This window comes from Bacillus sp. FSL R7-0685 (genome assembly GCF_038002425.1).
Taxonomy (GTDB): Bacteria; Bacillota; Bacilli; order Bacillales; family Bacillaceae; genus Bacillus; species Bacillus subtilis.
The window spans coordinates 3,526,221-3,545,376 of sequence record NZ_JBBOCN010000001.1 but is presented as its reverse complement, the minus strand read 5'-3'; the positions used below and the strand labels follow the sequence as shown (position 1 = coordinate 3,545,376).

Sequence of the window (19,156 nt, the reverse complement as noted above, 5' to 3'; positions counted from 1 at the left end):
ATAGAATAAGAAAGAGGAGAAGGAATGAAAAAGAGACTAATCGCACCTATGCTTCTATCCGCCGCGTCCCTTGCCTTTTTTGCCATATCTGGTTCTGCCCAGGCAGCCGCGTATACCGACTACTCACTATATAAAGTAGAGCCGTCGAATACGTTCAGTACAGAAAGCCAAGCCTCACAAGCTGTCGCCAAACTGGAAAAAGATACTGGCTGGGATGCATCCTATCAGGCTTCAGGCACAACAACGACCTACCAAATTTCCGCCTCAGGCATTCATAGCGAATCAGAAGCGAAAGCAATACTGAGCGGACTCGCCAAACAGACATCAATTACAGGAACGTCAAGTCCTGTTGGAAGCAAACAGCCATATGTCACCATCTCGTCAGGTGCCATCTCCGGAGAAAAACAGGCCAACACTACCCTAGCAAAGCTGAAACAGGAGACGGGAGTGGCTGGCGCTGTAAAAGCTTACGGAGCAGCTCGGCCCTATATGAACGTCATGACATCAGACATTGCTGATGAGACAAAAGTCAAGGCGCTTATCCAGAGCCTGGCTAAGCAAACAGGGATTAAAAGCTCGTATCAGCCCATCACACACACGGTGTCTGTCACAACCATTCAGTCTGGCACAATCGTGGGAGACAGCAGAGCAGCGCAGATCAAAAACGCCTTCCAAAAGGAATCCGGGCTGCATGCATCATTAAAGGAAACGGTGAAAGGACAAGCCTATTATACGTTCACAACTGCCGCTATTTCAGGTGAAGCGAATGCCAAGACTCTATTGCAGCAGCTGAAACAGAGCACTGGCATCACAGGCAGCTACAAGTCCATCAATCAAAAAACAACCGTTGAGTCATACAATGTCCAATCAGCTTATTTCAAAGGCCTGAATACAGTAAAGGACGCCATCAGCCAGATCAAGAAAAACACCGGTGTATCCGGCAGTTATCAACAGGTTGGAAAAAGCACATCATATACCGTGAATATGAAGGGGATAACAAAACAGCAGCTCCAAAAAGTAGATACTTTCTTTAAAAAGAAAAAATGGCATTATACGTCATCCAGCGTCAAAAAAACAACAACGTCTGCGGCTTACCAAATCACGACAGCCAAGATGTTAGGCGAGCAGCAAGCAAACAAAGCAGCAGCCTTCTTTGCTCAGAAAAAAGTAAAAGCCACAAAAACAGCAGCTGGATCAACAGCAGAAAATCAATATCAGCTCATCTCAGAAGAAACATCAGATCAAGCAAAAGTCACAAAGGGTTTGAACATATTAAAGAAAAATCAGCTGAGTGCTTCTGCGAAATCCGTCAAAAAACAAATAGCTGACACGTTTAAAATCACAACCGAATCTCTGTTTGACCAAACGAAAGTCAATCAGGCACTCACGTTTTTCAAATCGAATCATATATCAGCAGCAAGCCAGAAAACCGGTCAGACAGCTGCGAGCAGCTATCAAATCACAACTGAAGCTATCATCAGCCAAGAAGAGATTGACCGCGTTTTAACATTTTTCAAACAAAATCATATCGCAGTCACAACATCAAAAACAGGCCAGACAGCATATACACAATACAAAATCGTGACAACACAGCTCAGCAGCAAAACAGCATTGAATAATGGGTTAACCTATCTTAAATCGAAAAGTGTAACCCCTAGCTATACAACGAAAAGCAATACGCTTTATAAAATCAGCGTAAATGAGCAGTTCACAGGCAATGATACAGCTGCTGCGGCATCAACGAAGCTAAAACAATTATACGGATGGACATCATCTATCGTGAAGATCAAAAACGGTCCGCAAATCATGAAAACAAATTACAATCTCTCGCTTCGTGATATGGTCCAAAAACAAATGACAGTAAGTCCGCAAACAGACGGAGCGGCTTACGTATCGCTCACGTACATTAATACAGCAACATCAACCGTTACGGCTGACGTACTAAATATCCGGTCAACGCCGGAAGTCAGCCCGACAAACGTGATCGGCCAATTTAAAAAAGGCGATAAAGTGAAAATCATCGGACAGATAAACGGCTGGGCTAAGATCAATTTGGGCTGGCGAAACGCAAGCAGTGATGAAGTAGTTCAATACGTGGATCCAAATAACTTTACCAGAGACAGCAAATACTACTTCCAATTTCTCAAGCTGTCACAGACAGCGGGCCTCAGCGTTACTGAGGTCAATCAGAAAGTGCTTGCGGGTAAAGGCATCCTGACAGGGAGAGCAAAGGCATTTATCGATGCCGCCAATCAATATAGCATCAACGAACTGTATTTAATCTCACACGCTCTTCTGGAAACAGGAAACGGGACATCCGCCTTAGCCAATGGATTAACCTATAACGGAAAAAAAGTATACAACATGTATGGAATTGGAGCATACGACAGCAATCCGAATTACTACGGAGCCAAATATGCGTACGAGCAGGGCTGGTTCACACCAGAAGCGGCCATTATCGGCGGAGCTAAATTCATAGGCTCATCGTATATCCACAACACAGCTTACAATCAGGACACACTGTACAAAATGAGATGGTCAGCTACAGCGACACATCAATACGCAACAGACATCGGCTGGGCGTACAAACAAGTAAACCGCATGTACAGCCTGTATTCATTGCTGGACGGCTATACACTTTACTTTGATGTTCCGGAATATCGATAATCATCATAAAAAGACCGGCCATGTTCCATTAGGAACCGGCCGGTCTTTTTTCATTTTCTGTCATATGCTCGCTCATAAAGTTCAACAGGCGCATGCTGGCATCACCTGTTGAATATTGATGCCACTCTTTCGCAAACCTCTTGAAGTTTTCCTTTGTATCGGACATTTCTTTGATTTCTTTCAACAGCATTTCGGTGTCCATGCAGGCTCTGCCGGGGATGACTGCTTCAAAATCATCGATCAGTCCGCGTTTTTCATTATACTCTGCCATATCATACGTGAAAAACAAAATCGGTTTATTTAACAAAGCGTACTCAAAGGCAACTGACGAGTAGTCGGAAATCAGGATGTCACTTTCCATCAGCAAATTCTTTAACGGAACGTCTGATACGTCTTTGATCAACCCTTCGTGTTCTTCAAAAGTAATCTGTTTCCGCACGGCTGGATGTAGTTTGACCAGTAGCAAAAATTCTCCCTTCAGTTCTCTGGAGAGCTGCTCCTTAGAGAAAGGGAGACGAATGGACGTCAAACAATAGTCCCTGTATGTCGGCGCATACAGAATAAGCTTTTGGTTCGGGCGGTCAGCTGTTTTTCTTTTGACATGAAAGTATTCATCAGTTAACGGAACACCCGTCCGCAAAAAACGGTCATCTTTCACTCCGAATGACCGCTTGAAAATATCCACCATTTTTTCAGAGCCGACAACGATATGATCAAATGAACGATACACCTTTTTAAACCGTTTGATATCTCCGGCGGATCGATAGCGGTTTCCGATATCTTCGAGTCCAAACTTCTTCAAAGCGCCGGACGCATGCCAAATTTGAATGCATGTCGTCTGAGGACGTTTATTCAAAACACTTGTCAGCAGAAAATAATTATCCGTTAACACAAATTTACACCTAAACATCCGGTATACGGCTTTAATGAGATGAATCGGATTTTTCTCGTTGATTATTTGCGATCGAACAGAAGGATATTCATCTGCAAGGGAAACGGCGTGCCTTGTAAAAAGGACTTCCATTTCAAACGGCCAGCTGCTGCTGACATACTCATCAAGCAGCTCGCGCGCATTATCCGGAAAGGAAGCAAGCAATACAGCTCTATCGCGAGCTTTTATCCTTCTGAAAATAAAACCGGTCAAAGCGAGACCGGCCGAGTAAATCATAACCAATAAAGAACGTATATTCATTCGTTACTCAAACTCTTTTCTACACATCGATTTTAGATTGTTCTTTGATCTGCTCCGGATAGTAGTGCCGCTGTTTTTGAACTCTTTCCTCTTTCAGAACGGAAAAGACATATTTCGGGATGTTCAGCATCCGCTTCCACCTTGTCGGATTGGTCAGCAGGCGGTACATCCATTCAAGATTAAGCTTAATGAATATTTTCGGCGCTCTTTTCACTTTTCCGCTGAAAACGTCGAAGCTCCCGCCGATGCCGATCGCAATCGCCTGAGGAAATAGATGCTTATGTTCATAAATAAACTTCTCCTGATGAGGATATCCGAGAGCCACAAAAACCATGTCAGGCTTGGCAGCCGCGATTTGCTTCGCAACTTCGTCTTTGTCTTTGACATAGCCGTGCGAGTATCCGGCTAGCTCAATTCCGGGATATTCGGTTGAAAGCCGATCTGCAACAGCTTGAATAATCTCTTGTTTGGCCCCGTATAAAAATACCCTTTTCTTTTTGCGGTCAGCCAGGCCGAGAAGGTTGATAAATACATCGTACCCCGCGATCCTCGATTTTAATCTGCTGTTGATCAGCCTTGACGTCAGGACGATGCCGATTCCGTCAGGCAGGATAAAGTCAGCAGATGAAACTGTTTTAAAATAATCCTTGTCTTTTGCAGCCGCATACCCGATCTCAGGGTTTACCGTTGCGATAAATGCCCCCTCATTGCGGTCGATAAAGGATTCTTCAAGATGACTCAAAAATCCGGGCAAATCCCCGTTAACATATGCAAGATGATGAACCGTTTCCGTTTGCAGCATAGTTTTTTCCTCCTTCCGGTTTAAGAAGTGTAAGTATATACGAATGTATGATAGTCGAAGATTAAGAGACCAGCCCATAAATTCAGGAGGTCTAACGTATATTTTAGCATAGATCATTCATAAAAGTTTAACAATATCTTTACATTAGTTTTAGATTTTTTACGTCTTATTCAGAAAAGGTTCAAATTTTTTTAGATAAAATTTGGAATTTCATTTACACTAAACAATACTTAACGTTTGATAGGCGATGTGCTATAATGAATGATCAGTAAAGACCTGTGAAATAAATGTAACTTATCGAGTGTTTTTGATATATTAATATAGCTTTTCGCCTTAAGATTAGAAAGGAGAGCGCATGACAATGAAGAAAGTCATCACATACGGAACGTTTGATTTATTACATTGGGGACATATCAAGTTATTGGAACGGGCAAAACAATTGGGGGATTATCTAGTCGTAGCGATTTCGACTGACGAATTCAATCTTCAAAAGCAGAAAAAAGCATATCACAGCTATGAGCACCGCAAGCTGATTCTTGAAACGATCCGCTACGTAGACGAAGTCATCCCGGAAAAAAACTGGGATCAAAAGGTACAAGATGTGATCAATCATGATATCGATGTATTTGTCATGGGGGATGACTGGGAAGGGAAATTCGACTTCCTGAAGGACCACTGCAAGGTTGTTTACCTCCCGAGAACCGAAGGGATTTCCACGACGAAGATCAAAGAGGAAATCGCGAACCTTTAATGTCGGCTCAGCATAATAAAAATTCAAAAAAGTACTTCTTAAAAAAGATAAGAAGTGCTTTTTGTTTCGTATACGAGTCATTTTAATATAATAAGTATGAACAGCTTTGTTTTTGAATAAAAAAAGAGGAGTAGACAGACTTTATGGATAGTGCAATTCCGATAAAATTTCAGCTGCTGGAAATAAAAATTAATGATACTGGCCTCTATTTTGTGTTCGAAAGTTCTGTCTCTCTTGATCATGTCGATGTTTTGGCAGTTAACCGCAATACGAAAAAAGACATGCGTGTAACATGTAACAAAATAAGCGATTCAGAGCAGTTAAAAGCAGCGAAAGTATCTTTAGATGACCTATCTAACCTGATGATAGACGAAGCGGTCATTGATTTTTATGTACTATATAAAAATAATAAGAAATATCAATGTAAAAAGAGGATTTACACAGCATCAAAACCGATCGAGCTGTCTTGGCATAAGGATCGAGCCAATCAGTTCATTTATTTACCGTATAAGACCCTAAAAGGCCACTTCGCTCTCGATGTTTTACGAAGTAAAGCAGTGGCTGAACCAGACAGCATGAAGTTATGCTCCGACGGAAAATTAATGATCGGAGGCTATACTTTTCTGCTAGATGCTGAAGAACGTTCAATAGTAAAAAGCAGAAAGCTGGTTTTAAAGGAAATTAGCCAAAACGATAAGGAGAGGTTTTTTGATTTCCCTTTAAAAGACGTTCAGCGCGGCGATCTATCAGCTGATTCTTCAGATCATACCGTAGGGTTTGAGGTGGAAATTGATCTGAAAAAGCTATATGAAGAAAACAGGATGCCTGCTTTCTTTCAGTTTTATATAGAATACGTAGGTGAAGATGCTGCAACAGGGGAGGAAATCATTATAAAAAGCAGGGCATTCAGGCTGATTGATGATATAGACAGTTTTTCAATTGTTGACACAAAAAAAGGACCGGCTCGTTTTCACATTTATCCGCAGAAGCGAAAACGGAGCATGTGTCTAAGAATGAATGATTACACGATCAGAACCCGTGCGGTTTATTTTGCCAAAGGAAAAGGTAAAAGGCTGATGTCAGTCATCCGCAAAGGCAAGAATGAAGTAAAGAAAAAGATTTCGGGCATGGTGAAGAGGGCATACTATTTTACTTTTGGACTGGCCGGCAAACTGCCTGTTAAAAAGAAAACCGTCATTTTTGAAAGCTTTGCCGGTAAGCAGTACAGCTGCAATCCAAGAGCAATTTATGAATATATGAAGGAACATCACCCGGAATACAACTTAATATGGAGTGTAAATCCGAGTTATACAGAAATTTTTGAAGAAAAAAATGTCCCTTATATTAACCGATTCACGCTGAAGTGGCTGTTCGCCATGGCAAGGGCGGAATATTGGGTTGTAAACAGCCGGCTCCCTTTATGGATACCCAAACCAAAGCACACGACATATGTGCAGACGTGGCACGGGACTCCGCTGAAAAGGCTTGCCGTCGATATGGAAGAAGTGCACATGCCGGGCACCAACACTGAGAAGTACAAGCAAAATTTCACTAAAGAAGCATCGAAGTGGGACTATTTAATATCCCCGAATCGATATTCAACCGAGATTTTTGCCCGCGCTTTTCAATTTAACAAAACAATGATTGAGTCCGGATACCCAAGGAATGACTTTCTGTATACAGACAACCGCCCGGAAACAATGAAGGCCATAAAGAAAAAAATGAATATCCCCGAAGATAAAAAGGTTATCTTATATGCACCAACATGGCGGGACGATCAGTTCTATAAAAAAGGAAAATACAAATTTGACCTTGATTTGAATATGGAAAAGCTGCGAGAGGAGATCGGCGATAATTACGTCATCATTTTAAGAATGCACTATTTAGTCGCGGAAAACTTTGACCTTTCACCGTACAAAGGATTCGCATATGATTTCTCAGCATATGAAGATATTCGCGAACTTTATATGGTATCTGATTTGTTAATTACAGATTACTCTTCAGTATTCTTTGATTTCGCAAATTTGAAACGTCCAATGATTTTCTTCGTTCCAGACATTGAAACCTATCGTGACAAGCTGCGCGGCTTTTATTTTGACTTTGAACAAGAAGCACCAGGTCCGTTAGTCAAAACGACTGAGGGAGTAATTGAGAAAATCAAGGAAACAGAGACATCTGACTATCGCCTGCCAGACATTTTTGAACCTTTTTATGAAAGGTTTTGTTACCTGGAGACGGGCAACTCTTCGGAAAAAGTAGTGAATAGAATTTTTGAGTAAAAAATCTCCATTAATGACTATTTCAAAGCCATTGTATTATTGCAATGGCTTTCTTAAAATTGGTTAGTGTATTGCAATGATCCTATTGGCTAAATGTGTTCTTAACTTTTAGAGAAACTTATGCTATTATGGTTCTCATGTATAGAACTAGAGAGCAAATAGTAAGATACTTACTCCTTATTCTTTAGGTGATTAAGTTTAAGTTTAATCAACCAAAACGTAGAAGTAACTGAAGAGTTTTTTTCTTGTATATGAATAATGAACTAATAAATTTACCTTTAAAATAAGTAGGAAAATAGAGGAGATTGGAATGAATAAGAAATTAAAAATAGCAAAAAGAAGAGCGAAGTTTTTATTAGAACCATTTAAAACATACACTAACAACAAAAATTTTAAACGAACTGTTGAATACACGAGAAATTTCAAGAAAAATAAAATCGATCCCCATATTATTTTCTATGAATCTTATCATGGAAAAGCGATGAATGACAATCCATATGCAATATTTAAGCATCTAGTTAACAATGAAGAATACAAAAATTTTACACACGTATGGGCGTTAAATGATCAGGACAATCCATATGCCAATAAATATAAAGGCTTGAAAAATGTAAGATTTGTTAAAGTTCATAGTGAGGAATATATTAAATATTTGACAAAGGCAAAATATTTAATTAATAATGTTACTTTTCCTACCTACTTTCAAAAGAAGGATGAACAAATTTATATTAATACTTGGCATGGAACTCCTCTTAAAACTCTTGGAAAAGATATGGAGGGGCCTATTGGTCAGCATAAAAATATCCAAAGAAACTTTTTGCATAGTGACTATATCTTATCTCCAAATAAATTCACTTCAGAGAAATTAATTGATTCTCATGATTTAGAAGGCCTTTACAATGGGGAAATCATCGAAGAGGGTTATCCAAGGATGGATTTAACCTTTAATACAGATAAAGAAGAACTTAGAAAAACGTTAGAAAACATTATAGAACTTGATCCTCATAAAAAAATTATTCTGTATGCACCTACATGGAGAGGAGAAGTAGGAAGTGTCTCCAACATTAATGAAGAGCTATTTAATCATATTTCGGCATTGAATGAAAAGATTCCGGATGATTATCAGCTTATATTAAAGGTCCATACTCTTTTATTTAAATACATTAAACACGATGAACAATTAATGAATAAGTGTATTCCGGATTGTATAGATACAAATGAGTTACTATCGCTTGTAGATATCCTGATAACGGATTATTCAAGTATTTTCTTTGATTATATGGCAACCAACAAACCAATTCTGTATTTTATGTATGATAAAGAGCAGTATCTGAAAAAAAGAGGCATGTACTTGGATGTTAACACACTAGCGGGTCCAATATGTAAAACAACAGATGAGCTTGCAAAATGTATCAAAGAAATTGAGTCTGTACAAGACCGATATCAGTCTGTATACCAAGAAATGAATGAGGTCTATATCAAAAGAGTTGGAGATTCTACTCAAAAAATAGTTGATATTATATTTAAAGGCAAACAGGAACAGTCTGACTGTGTCTTTGATGTTAAAGAACCTCACAAAAAAAACATTTTGATTTATTGTGGCGGTTTCTTGAATAATGGTATTACATCTTCAGCTATAAATTTATTAAACAATATCGATTACGAAAAGTATAATGTTATTGTGATTGATAAAGGAAACTACGATAAAGAATCTTCTTACAATATAAGCAGGATAAATGAAAAAGCAAAGCGGGTCTATCGAGTAGGAAGCATGAACTTAACCATAAAAGACTGGTATCTACATGGATTGATGAATAAAAGGGGTTACACCGAGGAATTAGCGAAAAGGAAGCCTGAAGAGATTTTTAAAAGAGAAATAAATCGTATGTTAGGAAACGCGAGAATTGATATAGCGGTCGATTTTAGTGGATACGTACCTTTCTGGACGATGGTCATGTCTTTGGGAGAATTTCCCCAAAAAAGCATATATCAACATAATGATATGCTTGCTGAGACCAATAAAATCATAAATGGTAAGTATAAGCATAAACGTAAATTAGGCATAGTCTTTTCTCTATATAAATGCTTTAATAAAATCGTGTCTGTTGCAAAACATACTAGGGATCTAAATGCTGAAAATTTAGCACAGTATGTTGATACAAATAAGATGGTTTATGTTCATAACTCATTAAATGTAGACAAAATTAAAGATTCTGTGGAAAATCATGGTTTTTTAATTGAGAGCTATGAGGGACAAGACTATATTATTCAAAAGGAAGAAAAGCCAGGAGCATTTAGTATTAAAGGCATTAGGCTGCCTAAACATAACGAAATCAACTTTGTAAACATGGGAAGGTTATCACCAGAAAAAGATCAAGAAAAATTAATTAAAGCATTCTCTCAACTGATTAACAAATATGAAAATTTAAAAATGAAGCTTTATATTATTGGTGACGGTATCTTAAAGGAAACTTTAAATGATTTGGTTGAAACATTGGGACTAGAAGAAAGTGTTATATTCACTGGACAAATGAAAAATCCATTTTTCTTGATTAATAAAGCTGATTGTTTCGTTTTATCTTCTAATCATGAAGGCCAGCCAATGGTGTTGTTAGAAACGCTGGTACTAAATAAACCAATAATTGCTACTGACATTGCAGGATCTCGAAGCATTTTAGAAGATGGGTATGGTACGCTTGCTCCGAATGATGTAGATGGACTTTTTTCTGAAATGGAAAAATTCGTGTTAGATAACTCGGAAGACAGGGGTAGGGCATTAAATAAGGATTTAAATTATAATAGAAGATTCAAGAGATTTGACTACGAAAATTACAATCATCAAGCAATGAAAATGTTTTATAGGGAAGTTTGTTCCGAGGAAGTTTAAGTAATGCTTGTTTAATTTTTGGACTTTAAGCCAGTCCAGTTATAACTTTTCTTGTTACGGCCTTAACTCGTTTTTCTATTTCGAGTTAAGGTCGTTTATTTATGACTTCATGTTAAATTAAATTATGGAAAGTAATAATTTAAAGAACAGCGTGTAGCGTGTTGACATATAAGTTCGTGTTGCTTTATGTATGTCTATTTGAAAACTAGAGGGTAACATTACTTCCATCTTTTAAGCTTAAATTCCTCCCGTTAAACACGTTATATTCCCATATAATAGATAAAAATCCCCCTATAAGGTACACTCTCAGTGTTTTAAAGGAGGATTCTATTTTTTGATTAAATTCAAACAAACCAACGAATATGAAAAGGATACCAGGATAAATTATCAGCATTTTGATTAGTGACTCTTAATAATTTCAACCGTCCATTGGGTTGTACTTGCCAATATGCTAAACTGCCATGAGAAGAAACATTGGTATATTGAAAGTTTCGATCCGGTGCCATTTCTTTTGGAAATTCAATATATTCTTCTGACTTCCCTTTAGAAATCCCTTTAATAGCTCCAGATAATTCCACTTCATTTCCTATTTTTCTAATTCGAGGAAGGGTATCTTGTGCATAAACTTTTGCATTATTTAATAACTTGACCTCATTATAAATAAAACCACTATCATACTTGGAAGGGTAAATCGAGTTAGTTAAGGTATTGGGCTGGGTATTTTTCAATTCCTCTATTTTATTTAAAGCTGACTCAAAATCTTTTACTAGCATATATTGTAATGACTTTTCATTCTCTAGGTTAGTGTATCTTAAATCAATATCTTTTGTATTCAAGGGCTCAAATATTAGTTCTTCTTTAAAGCTTTCTTTATCAGTGCATTTATAAAGATATGAGAATAGATCATTGGGTGACAATTTTAAATTCCTGTCTAATAGATATTTATAAGAATTTCTCCAATGTACACCAATAGTGTTTTCAGCATGTAATAAGGCAGGATTGTTAAACATTAGAGAGAGCCAATTCAATATATTTTTGTTGGTGAATTGATTGGTTGATCTATAAGGGAAATGAGCTAATTTCAGATTCAACTTGCCGTCTATTTTTTGTTTTCCTTTATAATAAACGTAATGGTTCCCATTCCCTATTTTATAATTTGTATAATCCTTTTTGTCTTGACAAATTAAAGATTTTGCCGATTGATACTTTTTTCTTCTATACCTTATCTTTTCTAAAACGTTTTCGTTAAACGAAACGTTTTCTAAGTAAACGTACTCAAGCCTATCCATTTGATAGACATTTCCTGGCTTAATGTTTTCTTTGATTTCAGTTATATCTCCATAAATAAACTCGTCAGCATCCAAAAAAACAATTGCGTCAAAATTAAGTTCCTTGGAAATTCTATGATAAGCTTCAGTGGTTTTTTTATTTTGTTCAAATGAAGGATCGTCGTCCTCCCATAGAGTTAAAGGTAATCCTTCTTTCAATAAATTTTTTAATATTGTTCTAGTTTCATCATTTGGACGGTTAATCGAAATAAACATATGATCAAGAAATTTTAAATTGTATCTAACGAAAACTTCTATAATATAGCTTCATTCTTTACCCTTGTAAAGGGAACAATAGTTCTTTTAATTAAAATTTATTTTCTTTCTACCATCGCCTTCTTTTTATTCTATACAAAAAAAGATAATAACAAGTTTTAGATATATTGAATTGTAATATGAAAAGGTTCCATATTGTACTTGAGTGTCAAATATTCTACAGATCAGCTCAGAGTAACCTTTAATAATTAACAGGGTAACATTGGGAATTTTGGTATCATGCTTTGGTTAAGTCCAAAAGTGAAAAATTAATCATTATCTGTTACAATAGAGAGCAGTGTTAATTTAGACTTTTTGTGAACCAAAACTAATATTTTAAGGAAGATTAGAATGAATGCATTAGTGAGAATACTGAAAGAGCAAGCAACGTCATTTTCTTTAATATTACGCTTGGCAGCTTACGAAACAAAATCAAAATACCAAATGAACTATTTGGGTGTGCTGTGGCAGTTGTTAAATCCACTCATTCAAATGTTGGCCTACTGGTTTGTTTTTGGGATCGGGATTAGAAAAAGCACTGATGTGGTTACGGGTATTGGTGAAGTGTCTTTTATCATTTGGATGCTAGCCGGTTTGATTCCGTGGTTTTTTATCAGCCCGACGATTCTAGATGGTTCAAACAGTGTATATAAGCGAATCAACATGGTGGCCAAAATGAATTTTCCAATTAGCTCGCTTCCTTCAGTAGCGATTGTGGCAAACCTGTTCAGCTATTTTGTGATGATGGTGATTTATATCGTTGCATTAATAGCGTCTGGTATTTATCCAAGTCTTCATTGGATTGAATACATTTACTATTTTATCTGTATGGTTATATTTATGTTTGCCTTTAGTTTGTTTAATTCAACCATTAGTGTGCTTGTTAGGGACTATCAGTTTTTGCTCCAATCTGTGACAAGGCTGCTGTTTTTTTTGTTGCCTATCTTTTGGGATATAGCACATCAGTTAGGGAAAGAGCATCCCGTTTTACTAACAGCTATTAAACTGAATCCACTTTTTTATATTTTAGATGGATTTAGAAGCAGCTTTTTCGACGGAAGCTGGTTCTTCGAAGATATAACATACACGTTGTATTTCTGGGCTTTCACATTATTGCTCTTGACCGTAGGATCTGTCCTGCATATGAAATTCAGGGATAGGTTTGTTGACTTTCTTTAATACGTAAGGAGATTTTAAAGATGAAACTAAAAGTTTCGTTTCGAAATGTTTCAAAACAGTATCAGCTTTATGAAAAACAATCGGATAAAATTAAAGGGCTGTTTTTTCCGAATAAGGATAAAAGTTTTTTTGCTGTTCGGAATGTCTCCTTTGACGTGTACGAAGGGGAGACGATCGGATTTGTGGGGATTAATGGATCGGGAAAATCGACGATGTCCAACCTGCTGGCAAAAATCATTCCGCCGACAAGCGGTGAAATTGAAATGAACGGGCAACCTTCTCTGATTGCGATTTCCGCAGGATTAAACAATGCGCTGACGGGCAGAGACAACATTCGTCTCAAGTGTTTAATGATGGGTCTCACAAATAAAGAAATTGATGAGATGTATGAAAGCATCGTTGAATTTGCAGAAATCGGTGAGTTTATCAATCAGCCGGTCAAAAGCTATTCCAGCGGAATGAAATCCCGGCTTGGCTTTGCGATCTCAGTGCATATTGATCCCGATATTTTAATTATTGACGAAGCGTTATCAGTAGGTGATCAAACCTTCTATGATAAATGTGTCGACAGAATTACTGAGTTTAAAAATCAAGGGAAAACCATTTTCTTTGTCAGCCATTCAATCGGTCAAATCGAGAAAATTTGCGATCGGGTCGCCTGGATCGATAATGGCGAGCTTCGCATGTTTGATGACACAAAGACGGTCGTAAAGGAATATAAAGAATTTATCAGCTGGTTTAAAAAGCTTTCCAAAAAAGAGAAAGACAAATATAAAAAAGAGCAATTAGCAAGTCGCAAAAAGGTTTTGTCCGAAGAAGATCTAGCTCATCCTGAAAAAGAAAAGAAAAAACAAAAATCTTTGGCAAATATCATTCCGATTGCAGGTTTATCCATCCTGCTCGTATTGGCCGCCGGAGCGATGTTTGTTTAAAAGTTAAAGCTATTGGATATGGGCTGACCCATAAATGAAACACCTTCTAGTTTGGAAACGGATAGTTGTTATCCGATATAAGACTAGGAGGTGTTTTTTCTATGGGAACAAGAGGGAGTGATCCGGTTGAAGTTAAACAGAAGGCTGTAGAAATGAGACTGGCAGGCGTGCCTATGAAAGAAAACATTAAGAAATTGAATATCAAGAATAAGACGCAGGTTTAGACGTGTGTTAGATGGCTCAAGGCTGGGGATAACATCGATTCGAACAACCTGTTGGAAGCAATACACATTTTCGGAAAAGGGCCGGAGTATACTTCCGAATTTAGAGAAGCTGCAGACAGAGAATAGTTACCTGAGAAAACAGAATAAGTGTTAAAACTGTCAAACTTGCAGAGGTATTGCACAGCGGAATGATCGTGCAGGATATCTGTGTTCATTTAGGTATCTCACGAGCGTCTTATTTTCGTTGGAAGAAGAAATCACCTCAAAAACATTTGGGAAAACAAATCGGCACGTTGTGGACAGCACAAGTATCAATATGAATATCGGAAATCACAGCCATATTAAAAAGGGGATGCGAATCAACCATAAAACGGTTCAAGTAATTATGCAGAAAAATCAGTGGCAATGCGGGGCTAATATGTAAAAGCTTAAGAAGAATGGACAGTCATATGCGTGGTCGATAATATATTAGTGGGAACTAACAGTCTGATCAAATTCTTGAAAAACTAGTAACGTATATCTTGTATTTTTGCCTTATGGACAGAACAAATTGGACCTTTCCAGTATATTGGATGTATACAATGGAGAAGTTATTGCTTTTGCGTTTGGAGATAAGCAGGACAGAAACTTTGTTTTATACACATTTGATCAGCTGCCAACATACCTGAGAACTTCGTGTTACATAGTGATCATATACATCTTACTAGTATCAGAAATCTGTTAAAACACCATGAGCATATCCCGCAAAGGGACGTCCGCTGATAATGCTTCCATCGAATCGTTTCATTCCTCACTAAATTATCAAACGTTTTATTTATCTTAACAGCATTGATCAAACCACGATCGCCATTTTAGAACGCACTGTCAAAGAATACATTTATTTATAACAACATTCGTATTCAAACGAAATAAAACAACCAATTACCGATAAACGATCGGCAATTGGCTGTATAAACTGTGTTTTGATCGATCCCTGTCTCAAAAATGGGGGGTAGTCCCCATATCTATCCAATACTTTTTATTAAAATTCTTCTTTTGACAGAAGGTCCTGCATAAATGGAATCAGTGAATCCTTCAGTTCGCTGTCCTGCATGGCAAATTCGAGAGTTGTCTGGATAAAACCGAGTTTTTCTCCAACATCATAGCGTTTGCCTTCAAAGTCATAAGCAAATACGCGCTGGATTTCGTTTAACTGCTGAATAGCATCGGTCAGCTGGATCTCTCCCCCTGCACCGATTTGCTGTTTATCTAAGTACATGAAAATTTCAGGAGTAAAGACATATCGTCCCAAAATCGCAAGGTTAGACGGTGCCGTGCCCGGTTTTGGTTTTTCTACAAAGTTTTTGACCTGATATAGGCGCCCTTCGTTTGTCAGAGGATCAATGATCCCGTAGCGGTGTGTTTGGTCTTCAGGCACTTGCTGAACGCCAATAACGGAAGAGAGAGTCTTTTCGTACTCGTCCATCAGCTGGCGAAGACCAGGTTTTTCTCCTTGGACAATGTCGTCTCCAAGGAGCACTGCGAATGGCTCGTCTCCGATAAAGTTGCGGGCGCACCAAACGGCATGCCCAAGTCCTTTTGGTTCTTTTTGGCGAATATAGTGGATATCAGCGAGGTTTGATGCTTTTTTTACTTTTTCAAGCAGTTCGGTTTTACCCTTTTCCTCAAGGTTTCTTTCGAGTTCCGGCGAGAAATCGAAATGGTCTTCAATCGCTCGTTTGCTTTTACCTGTTACGATGATAATATCTTCAATGCCGGCTTCAACGGCTTCTTCAATAATATATTGAATGGTTGGCTTATCTACGATTGGAAGCATTTCTTTAGGCATCGCTTTCGTTGCAGGGAGGAAACGTGTTCCAAGGCCCGCTGCGGGAATTATCGCTTTACGAACTTTCTTCAATTCAATACACCTTCCTTAAACTATGTTTTCTAGTGAGCCAGAAAAATATGCTTGGCAAGCGGAGAATATATGTATGCTATACCCCGAAAAATTACAATTACAAACACATCATATAAGAAAAACAATTCTTAAACAAGTCTAAACAAGTATAAAGCGTAAAGGTGTTATATAATGAAAGGAAATTTCATTCTTCAACAGGAAGGTTTGCGGTTTGATCACTGGATGTTTTATGATGAGTATATCGTCTTGAGAAATACAAGGGTTCGATATATTTCCAACCAGAAAACTTAGCAAAAAAAGCTACTCATATAGAAAACAGGTGATAGAAAAATGAAGAAACTAAAAGTCATGACAGTATTCGGCACGCGCCCTGAAGCCATAAAAATGGCGCCGCTCGTACTTGAATTAAGAAAATATCCTCAAATTGAGTCTTATGTGACGGTTACAGCCCAACATAGGCAAATGCTTGACCAGGTACTTGAAGCTTTTGACTTAAAGCCTGATTTTGATTTGAATATCATGAAAGAAAGGCAAACGCTGGCTGAAATTACGTCTAATGCGCTTATGAAGCTGGACGAGCTGTTTCAGTCCATCAAACCGGACATTGTGCTTGTTCACGGCGATACGACAACGACATTTGCGGGTAGTCTTGCTGCTTATTATCATCAGATTTCCGTCGGCCATGTAGAGGCGGGGCTTAGAACCGGGAACAAATATTCGCCGTTTCCTGAAGAGCTGAACAGGCTGCTGACGGGATCGATTGCCGATTTTCATTTTGCGCCGACAGAGCAGGCCGAAAAGAATTTACTCTACGAAAATAAAGATCCGGAGACGATTTTCGTCACCGGAAATACCGCAATTGATGCACTTCGCACAACAGTAAGGGACGGCTATTCACATCCCGTCCTTGAAAAAATCGGAAGTGACAAGATGATTTTACTTACCGCACATCGGCGTGAAAATTTAGGGAAGCCGATGGAAAACATGTTTAAAGCGATCAGGCGAATCGTCGAAGAATTTGACGGCGTACAGGTCGTTTATCCCGTTCATCTCAATCCCGCTGTCCGTGAAGCGGCTGCAAAGCACTTCGGCGATTTGGATAAAGTCCATCTGTTAGAGCCGCTCGAAGTCATCGATTTTCACAACTTCGCTGCTGAAGCTCACTTCATCCTCACCGACTCGGGAGGGGTGCAGGAAGAAGCGCCGTCGCTTGGAAAGCCGGTCCTCGTGCTTCGCGATACAACGGAACGGCCAGAAGGCGTTCGAGCCGGTACGCTTAAACTGGCAGGAACGGATGAAGATAAGATATATCAACTGACTAAACAGCTGTTGACCGATCAAGAAGAATATCGCAAAATGTCCCAGGCTTCAAATCCATACGGGGACGGATGGGCTTCGCGGCGAATTGCGGAGGCGCTGCTTTATAGTTACGGATACCGAAGAGCACGGCCTGATGTGTTTAAAGATAAATAAAAAAGCTTCCTTTACAGGAAGCTTTTTTATTTATTAAGGCTCTCTTTCAGTTGATCTGTAATGTCGTACAGAGAGCTTTGTCGGCGGCTTACAGTAATAGATTCGTTTATTTTTGTGCCGTCGTATTTCAGCTCATGCTGAATGACTTTTGAGCGTGCTTCTTTAAAACCGGATTGGATATCCCACTGATAGTTAAACGTGAGATTCGTTTTAACGTTGTTTTCGAACACTTTGAACATATCTCCGAATTTCGTGATGGACGATATATTATGCCTTTATTAATGATTCCTTCGATAACTTGACGCTGTCTGTTCTGGCGCCCGAAATCGCAGTTCCGATCCTCTTTCCTCATTCTCGTATAAGCGAGCGCTTCTTTTCCATTCAGCGTAATCTCGACTTTGCCGAATGAATAGCCGTCATAGCGAAAGCGAACGTACTGTTCTCGGTAATGCCCCGCCAAGCATATCTACGACTTCTCTGAAACTTTCCATGTTCACTTTAACAAAATAATCGACCGAAACGTCGAGAAAATTATCAACCGTGTCTGCCGTCATCTGAACACACCGAATGCGTATAAATAGTTGATTTTATCCATCTTTAGATTTGTTAATATTTTCATGAATGTTTGCCACAGTAGATGCCGTTTTATTCCTTAAGTAATAGGAGTAGCCTTCTGTGCTGAGAACAAAAAATTCCAATCAAGCAATAATTATAAGGGGCTTTTTTTCTATTTATTTCTCTTTTCAGCTCTCATATAGCCCAGCCCTCAACTTTTAATAGCTACTTAGATTAAAAGTTTCTTAAAATTCAAAAATATAAAAATATAGGTGTCCTTTTGGATAGACGAAATTCTTAGAAAAATGTTTCAAAAAAACCAACCAATCTGCAATATTTTTCGCTAAAATTAAAGAATCTGTTGGAATTTGTCGATAAAAAGGGAGAGGTGAAGAAGATGAAAAAACTCATAGTTCTGACATTATCAATGCTGCTTTTGTTGTCAGCCTGCGGCACTTCGGGCCAATCGGAGGACAAGTCAAGCTCAGGCAATAAAAATGCGGCATCTGAAGAAACCATCACTAAAGAAGGTTCATTCGCGGGGTTGGCTGACAGCCACACAATTGCGGTGAACATCGATGGCAAAGAAACAACGCTTCAAATTGATGAAGATCTTCAGGAAAAAGTCAATTCCATTGAAGAGGGCAAAAAAGTCGAAGTCCAATATACAAAAGTCGAGAATGGCGTCTTGGAGCTGAAAAGCATCGAAATCAAATAAAGAGCTGAATCAAG

11 protein-coding genes and 3 pseudogenes are annotated in these 19,156 nt (G+C 38.4%); 9 read left to right on the top strand and 5 right to left on the bottom strand.

All coding sequences use genetic code 11. The annotated features are described in order from the left end of the window. Nucleotides 1-24: 24 nt before the first annotated feature. The gene (gene lytD / locus MKY50_RS18420) at nucleotides 25-2,667 is read left to right on the top strand and encodes a beta-N-acetylglucosaminidase LytD (protein ID WP_341117092.1); all 2,643 of its coding nucleotides are present in this window, start codon (nucleotides 25-27) and stop codon (nucleotides 2,665-2,667) included. Between the two features lie 28 nt (nucleotides 2,668-2,695). Here lytD and MKY50_RS18415 read toward each other — a convergent pair whose 3' ends face one another. Both MKY50_RS18415 and MKY50_RS18410 read right to left on the bottom strand, forming a co-directional pair. Then, nucleotides 2,696-3,859: a CDP-glycerol glycerophosphotransferase family protein gene (locus MKY50_RS18415; RefSeq protein WP_116315784.1), complete on the bottom strand. Its 1,164-nt coding sequence runs from the start codon at nucleotides 3,857-3,859 to the stop codon at nucleotides 2,696-2,698. 19 nt (nucleotides 3,860-3,878) lie between these two features. Beyond that, nucleotides 3,879-4,658, bottom strand: coding sequence for a WecB/TagA/CpsF family glycosyltransferase (locus MKY50_RS18410; protein ID WP_043858968.1), 780 nt, complete (start codon nucleotides 4,656-4,658; stop codon nucleotides 3,879-3,881). A 364-nt stretch (nucleotides 4,659-5,022) separates the two neighbouring features. Here MKY50_RS18410 and tagD point away from each other — a divergent pair, with 364 nt between their 5' ends. The 3 genes from tagD (at nucleotide 5,023) to MKY50_RS18395 (ending at nucleotide 10,578) form a co-directional block, all read left to right on the top strand. Beyond that, on the top strand, nucleotides 5,023-5,412 hold the full coding sequence (gene tagD, locus MKY50_RS18405; RefSeq protein WP_116315785.1) for a glycerol-3-phosphate cytidylyltransferase: 390 nt from the start codon (nucleotides 5,023-5,025) through the stop codon (nucleotides 5,410-5,412). Between the two features lie 143 nt (nucleotides 5,413-5,555). Next, the gene (locus MKY50_RS18400) at nucleotides 5,556-7,691 is read left to right on the top strand and encodes a CDP-glycerol glycerophosphotransferase family protein (RefSeq protein WP_341117091.1); all 2,136 of its coding nucleotides are present in this window, start codon (nucleotides 5,556-5,558) and stop codon (nucleotides 7,689-7,691) included. 310 nt (nucleotides 7,692-8,001) lie between these two features. Then, on the top strand, nucleotides 8,002-10,578 hold the full coding sequence (locus MKY50_RS18395) for a glycosyltransferase (RefSeq protein WP_076457506.1): 2,577 nt from the start codon (nucleotides 8,002-8,004) through the stop codon (nucleotides 10,576-10,578). Nucleotides 10,579-10,922: 344 nt separating this feature from the next. On the opposite strand, the gene MKY50_RS18390 is transcribed toward MKY50_RS18395, so the two are convergent. Then, a complete protein-coding gene (locus MKY50_RS18390; RefSeq protein ID WP_341117090.1) occupies nucleotides 10,923-12,122 on the bottom strand; it encodes a hypothetical protein in 1,200 nt (399 codons plus the stop codon). A 390-nt stretch (nucleotides 12,123-12,512) separates the two neighbouring features. Here MKY50_RS18390 and MKY50_RS18385 point away from each other — a divergent pair, with 390 nt between their 5' ends. The 3 genes and pseudogenes from MKY50_RS18385 (at nucleotide 12,513) to MKY50_RS18375 (ending at nucleotide 15,408) form a co-directional block, all read left to right on the top strand. Next, nucleotides 12,513-13,340 carry an ABC transporter permease gene (locus MKY50_RS18385; RefSeq protein ID WP_341117089.1) on the top strand — a complete coding sequence of 276 codons (828 nt, stop codon included), beginning with the start codon at nucleotides 12,513-12,515 and terminating at the stop codon, nucleotides 13,338-13,340. Between the two features lie 20 nt (nucleotides 13,341-13,360). Beyond that, nucleotides 13,361-14,266: pseudogene (tagH, locus tag MKY50_RS18380) on the top strand (teichoic acids export ABC transporter ATP-binding subunit TagH); the annotation flags it as partial. 107 nt (nucleotides 14,267-14,373) lie between these two features. Further along, nucleotides 14,374-15,408 (top strand): annotated as a pseudogene (locus MKY50_RS18375) (IS3 family transposase). A 109-nt stretch (nucleotides 15,409-15,517) separates the two neighbouring features. On the opposite strand, the gene galU reads toward MKY50_RS18375, so the two are convergent. Beyond that, on the bottom strand, nucleotides 15,518-16,396 hold the full coding sequence (galU, locus tag MKY50_RS18370; protein ID WP_014481080.1) for a UTP--glucose-1-phosphate uridylyltransferase GalU: 879 nt from the start codon (nucleotides 16,394-16,396) through the stop codon (nucleotides 15,518-15,520). Nucleotides 16,397-16,726: 330 nt separating this feature from the next. Between galU and wecB the strand changes: the two genes are divergently transcribed. Continuing rightward, a complete protein-coding gene (wecB, locus tag MKY50_RS18365; protein WP_076457510.1) occupies nucleotides 16,727-17,869 on the top strand; it encodes a non-hydrolyzing UDP-N-acetylglucosamine 2-epimerase in 1,143 nt (380 codons plus the stop codon). Nucleotides 17,870-17,895: 26 nt separating this feature from the next. Here wecB and MKY50_RS18360 read toward each other — a convergent pair. Continuing rightward, nucleotides 17,896-18,494: pseudogene (locus tag MKY50_RS18360) on the bottom strand (LCP family glycopolymer transferase); the annotation flags it as partial. Between the two features lie 327 nt (nucleotides 18,495-18,821). On the opposite strand from MKY50_RS18360, the gene MKY50_RS18355 reads away from it, so the two are divergent. Next, nucleotides 18,822-19,142, top strand: coding sequence for a hypothetical protein (locus tag MKY50_RS18355; RefSeq protein ID WP_076457511.1), 321 nt, complete (start codon nucleotides 18,822-18,824; stop codon nucleotides 19,140-19,142). The last annotated feature ends 14 nt before the right edge of the window (nucleotides 19,143-19,156 follow it).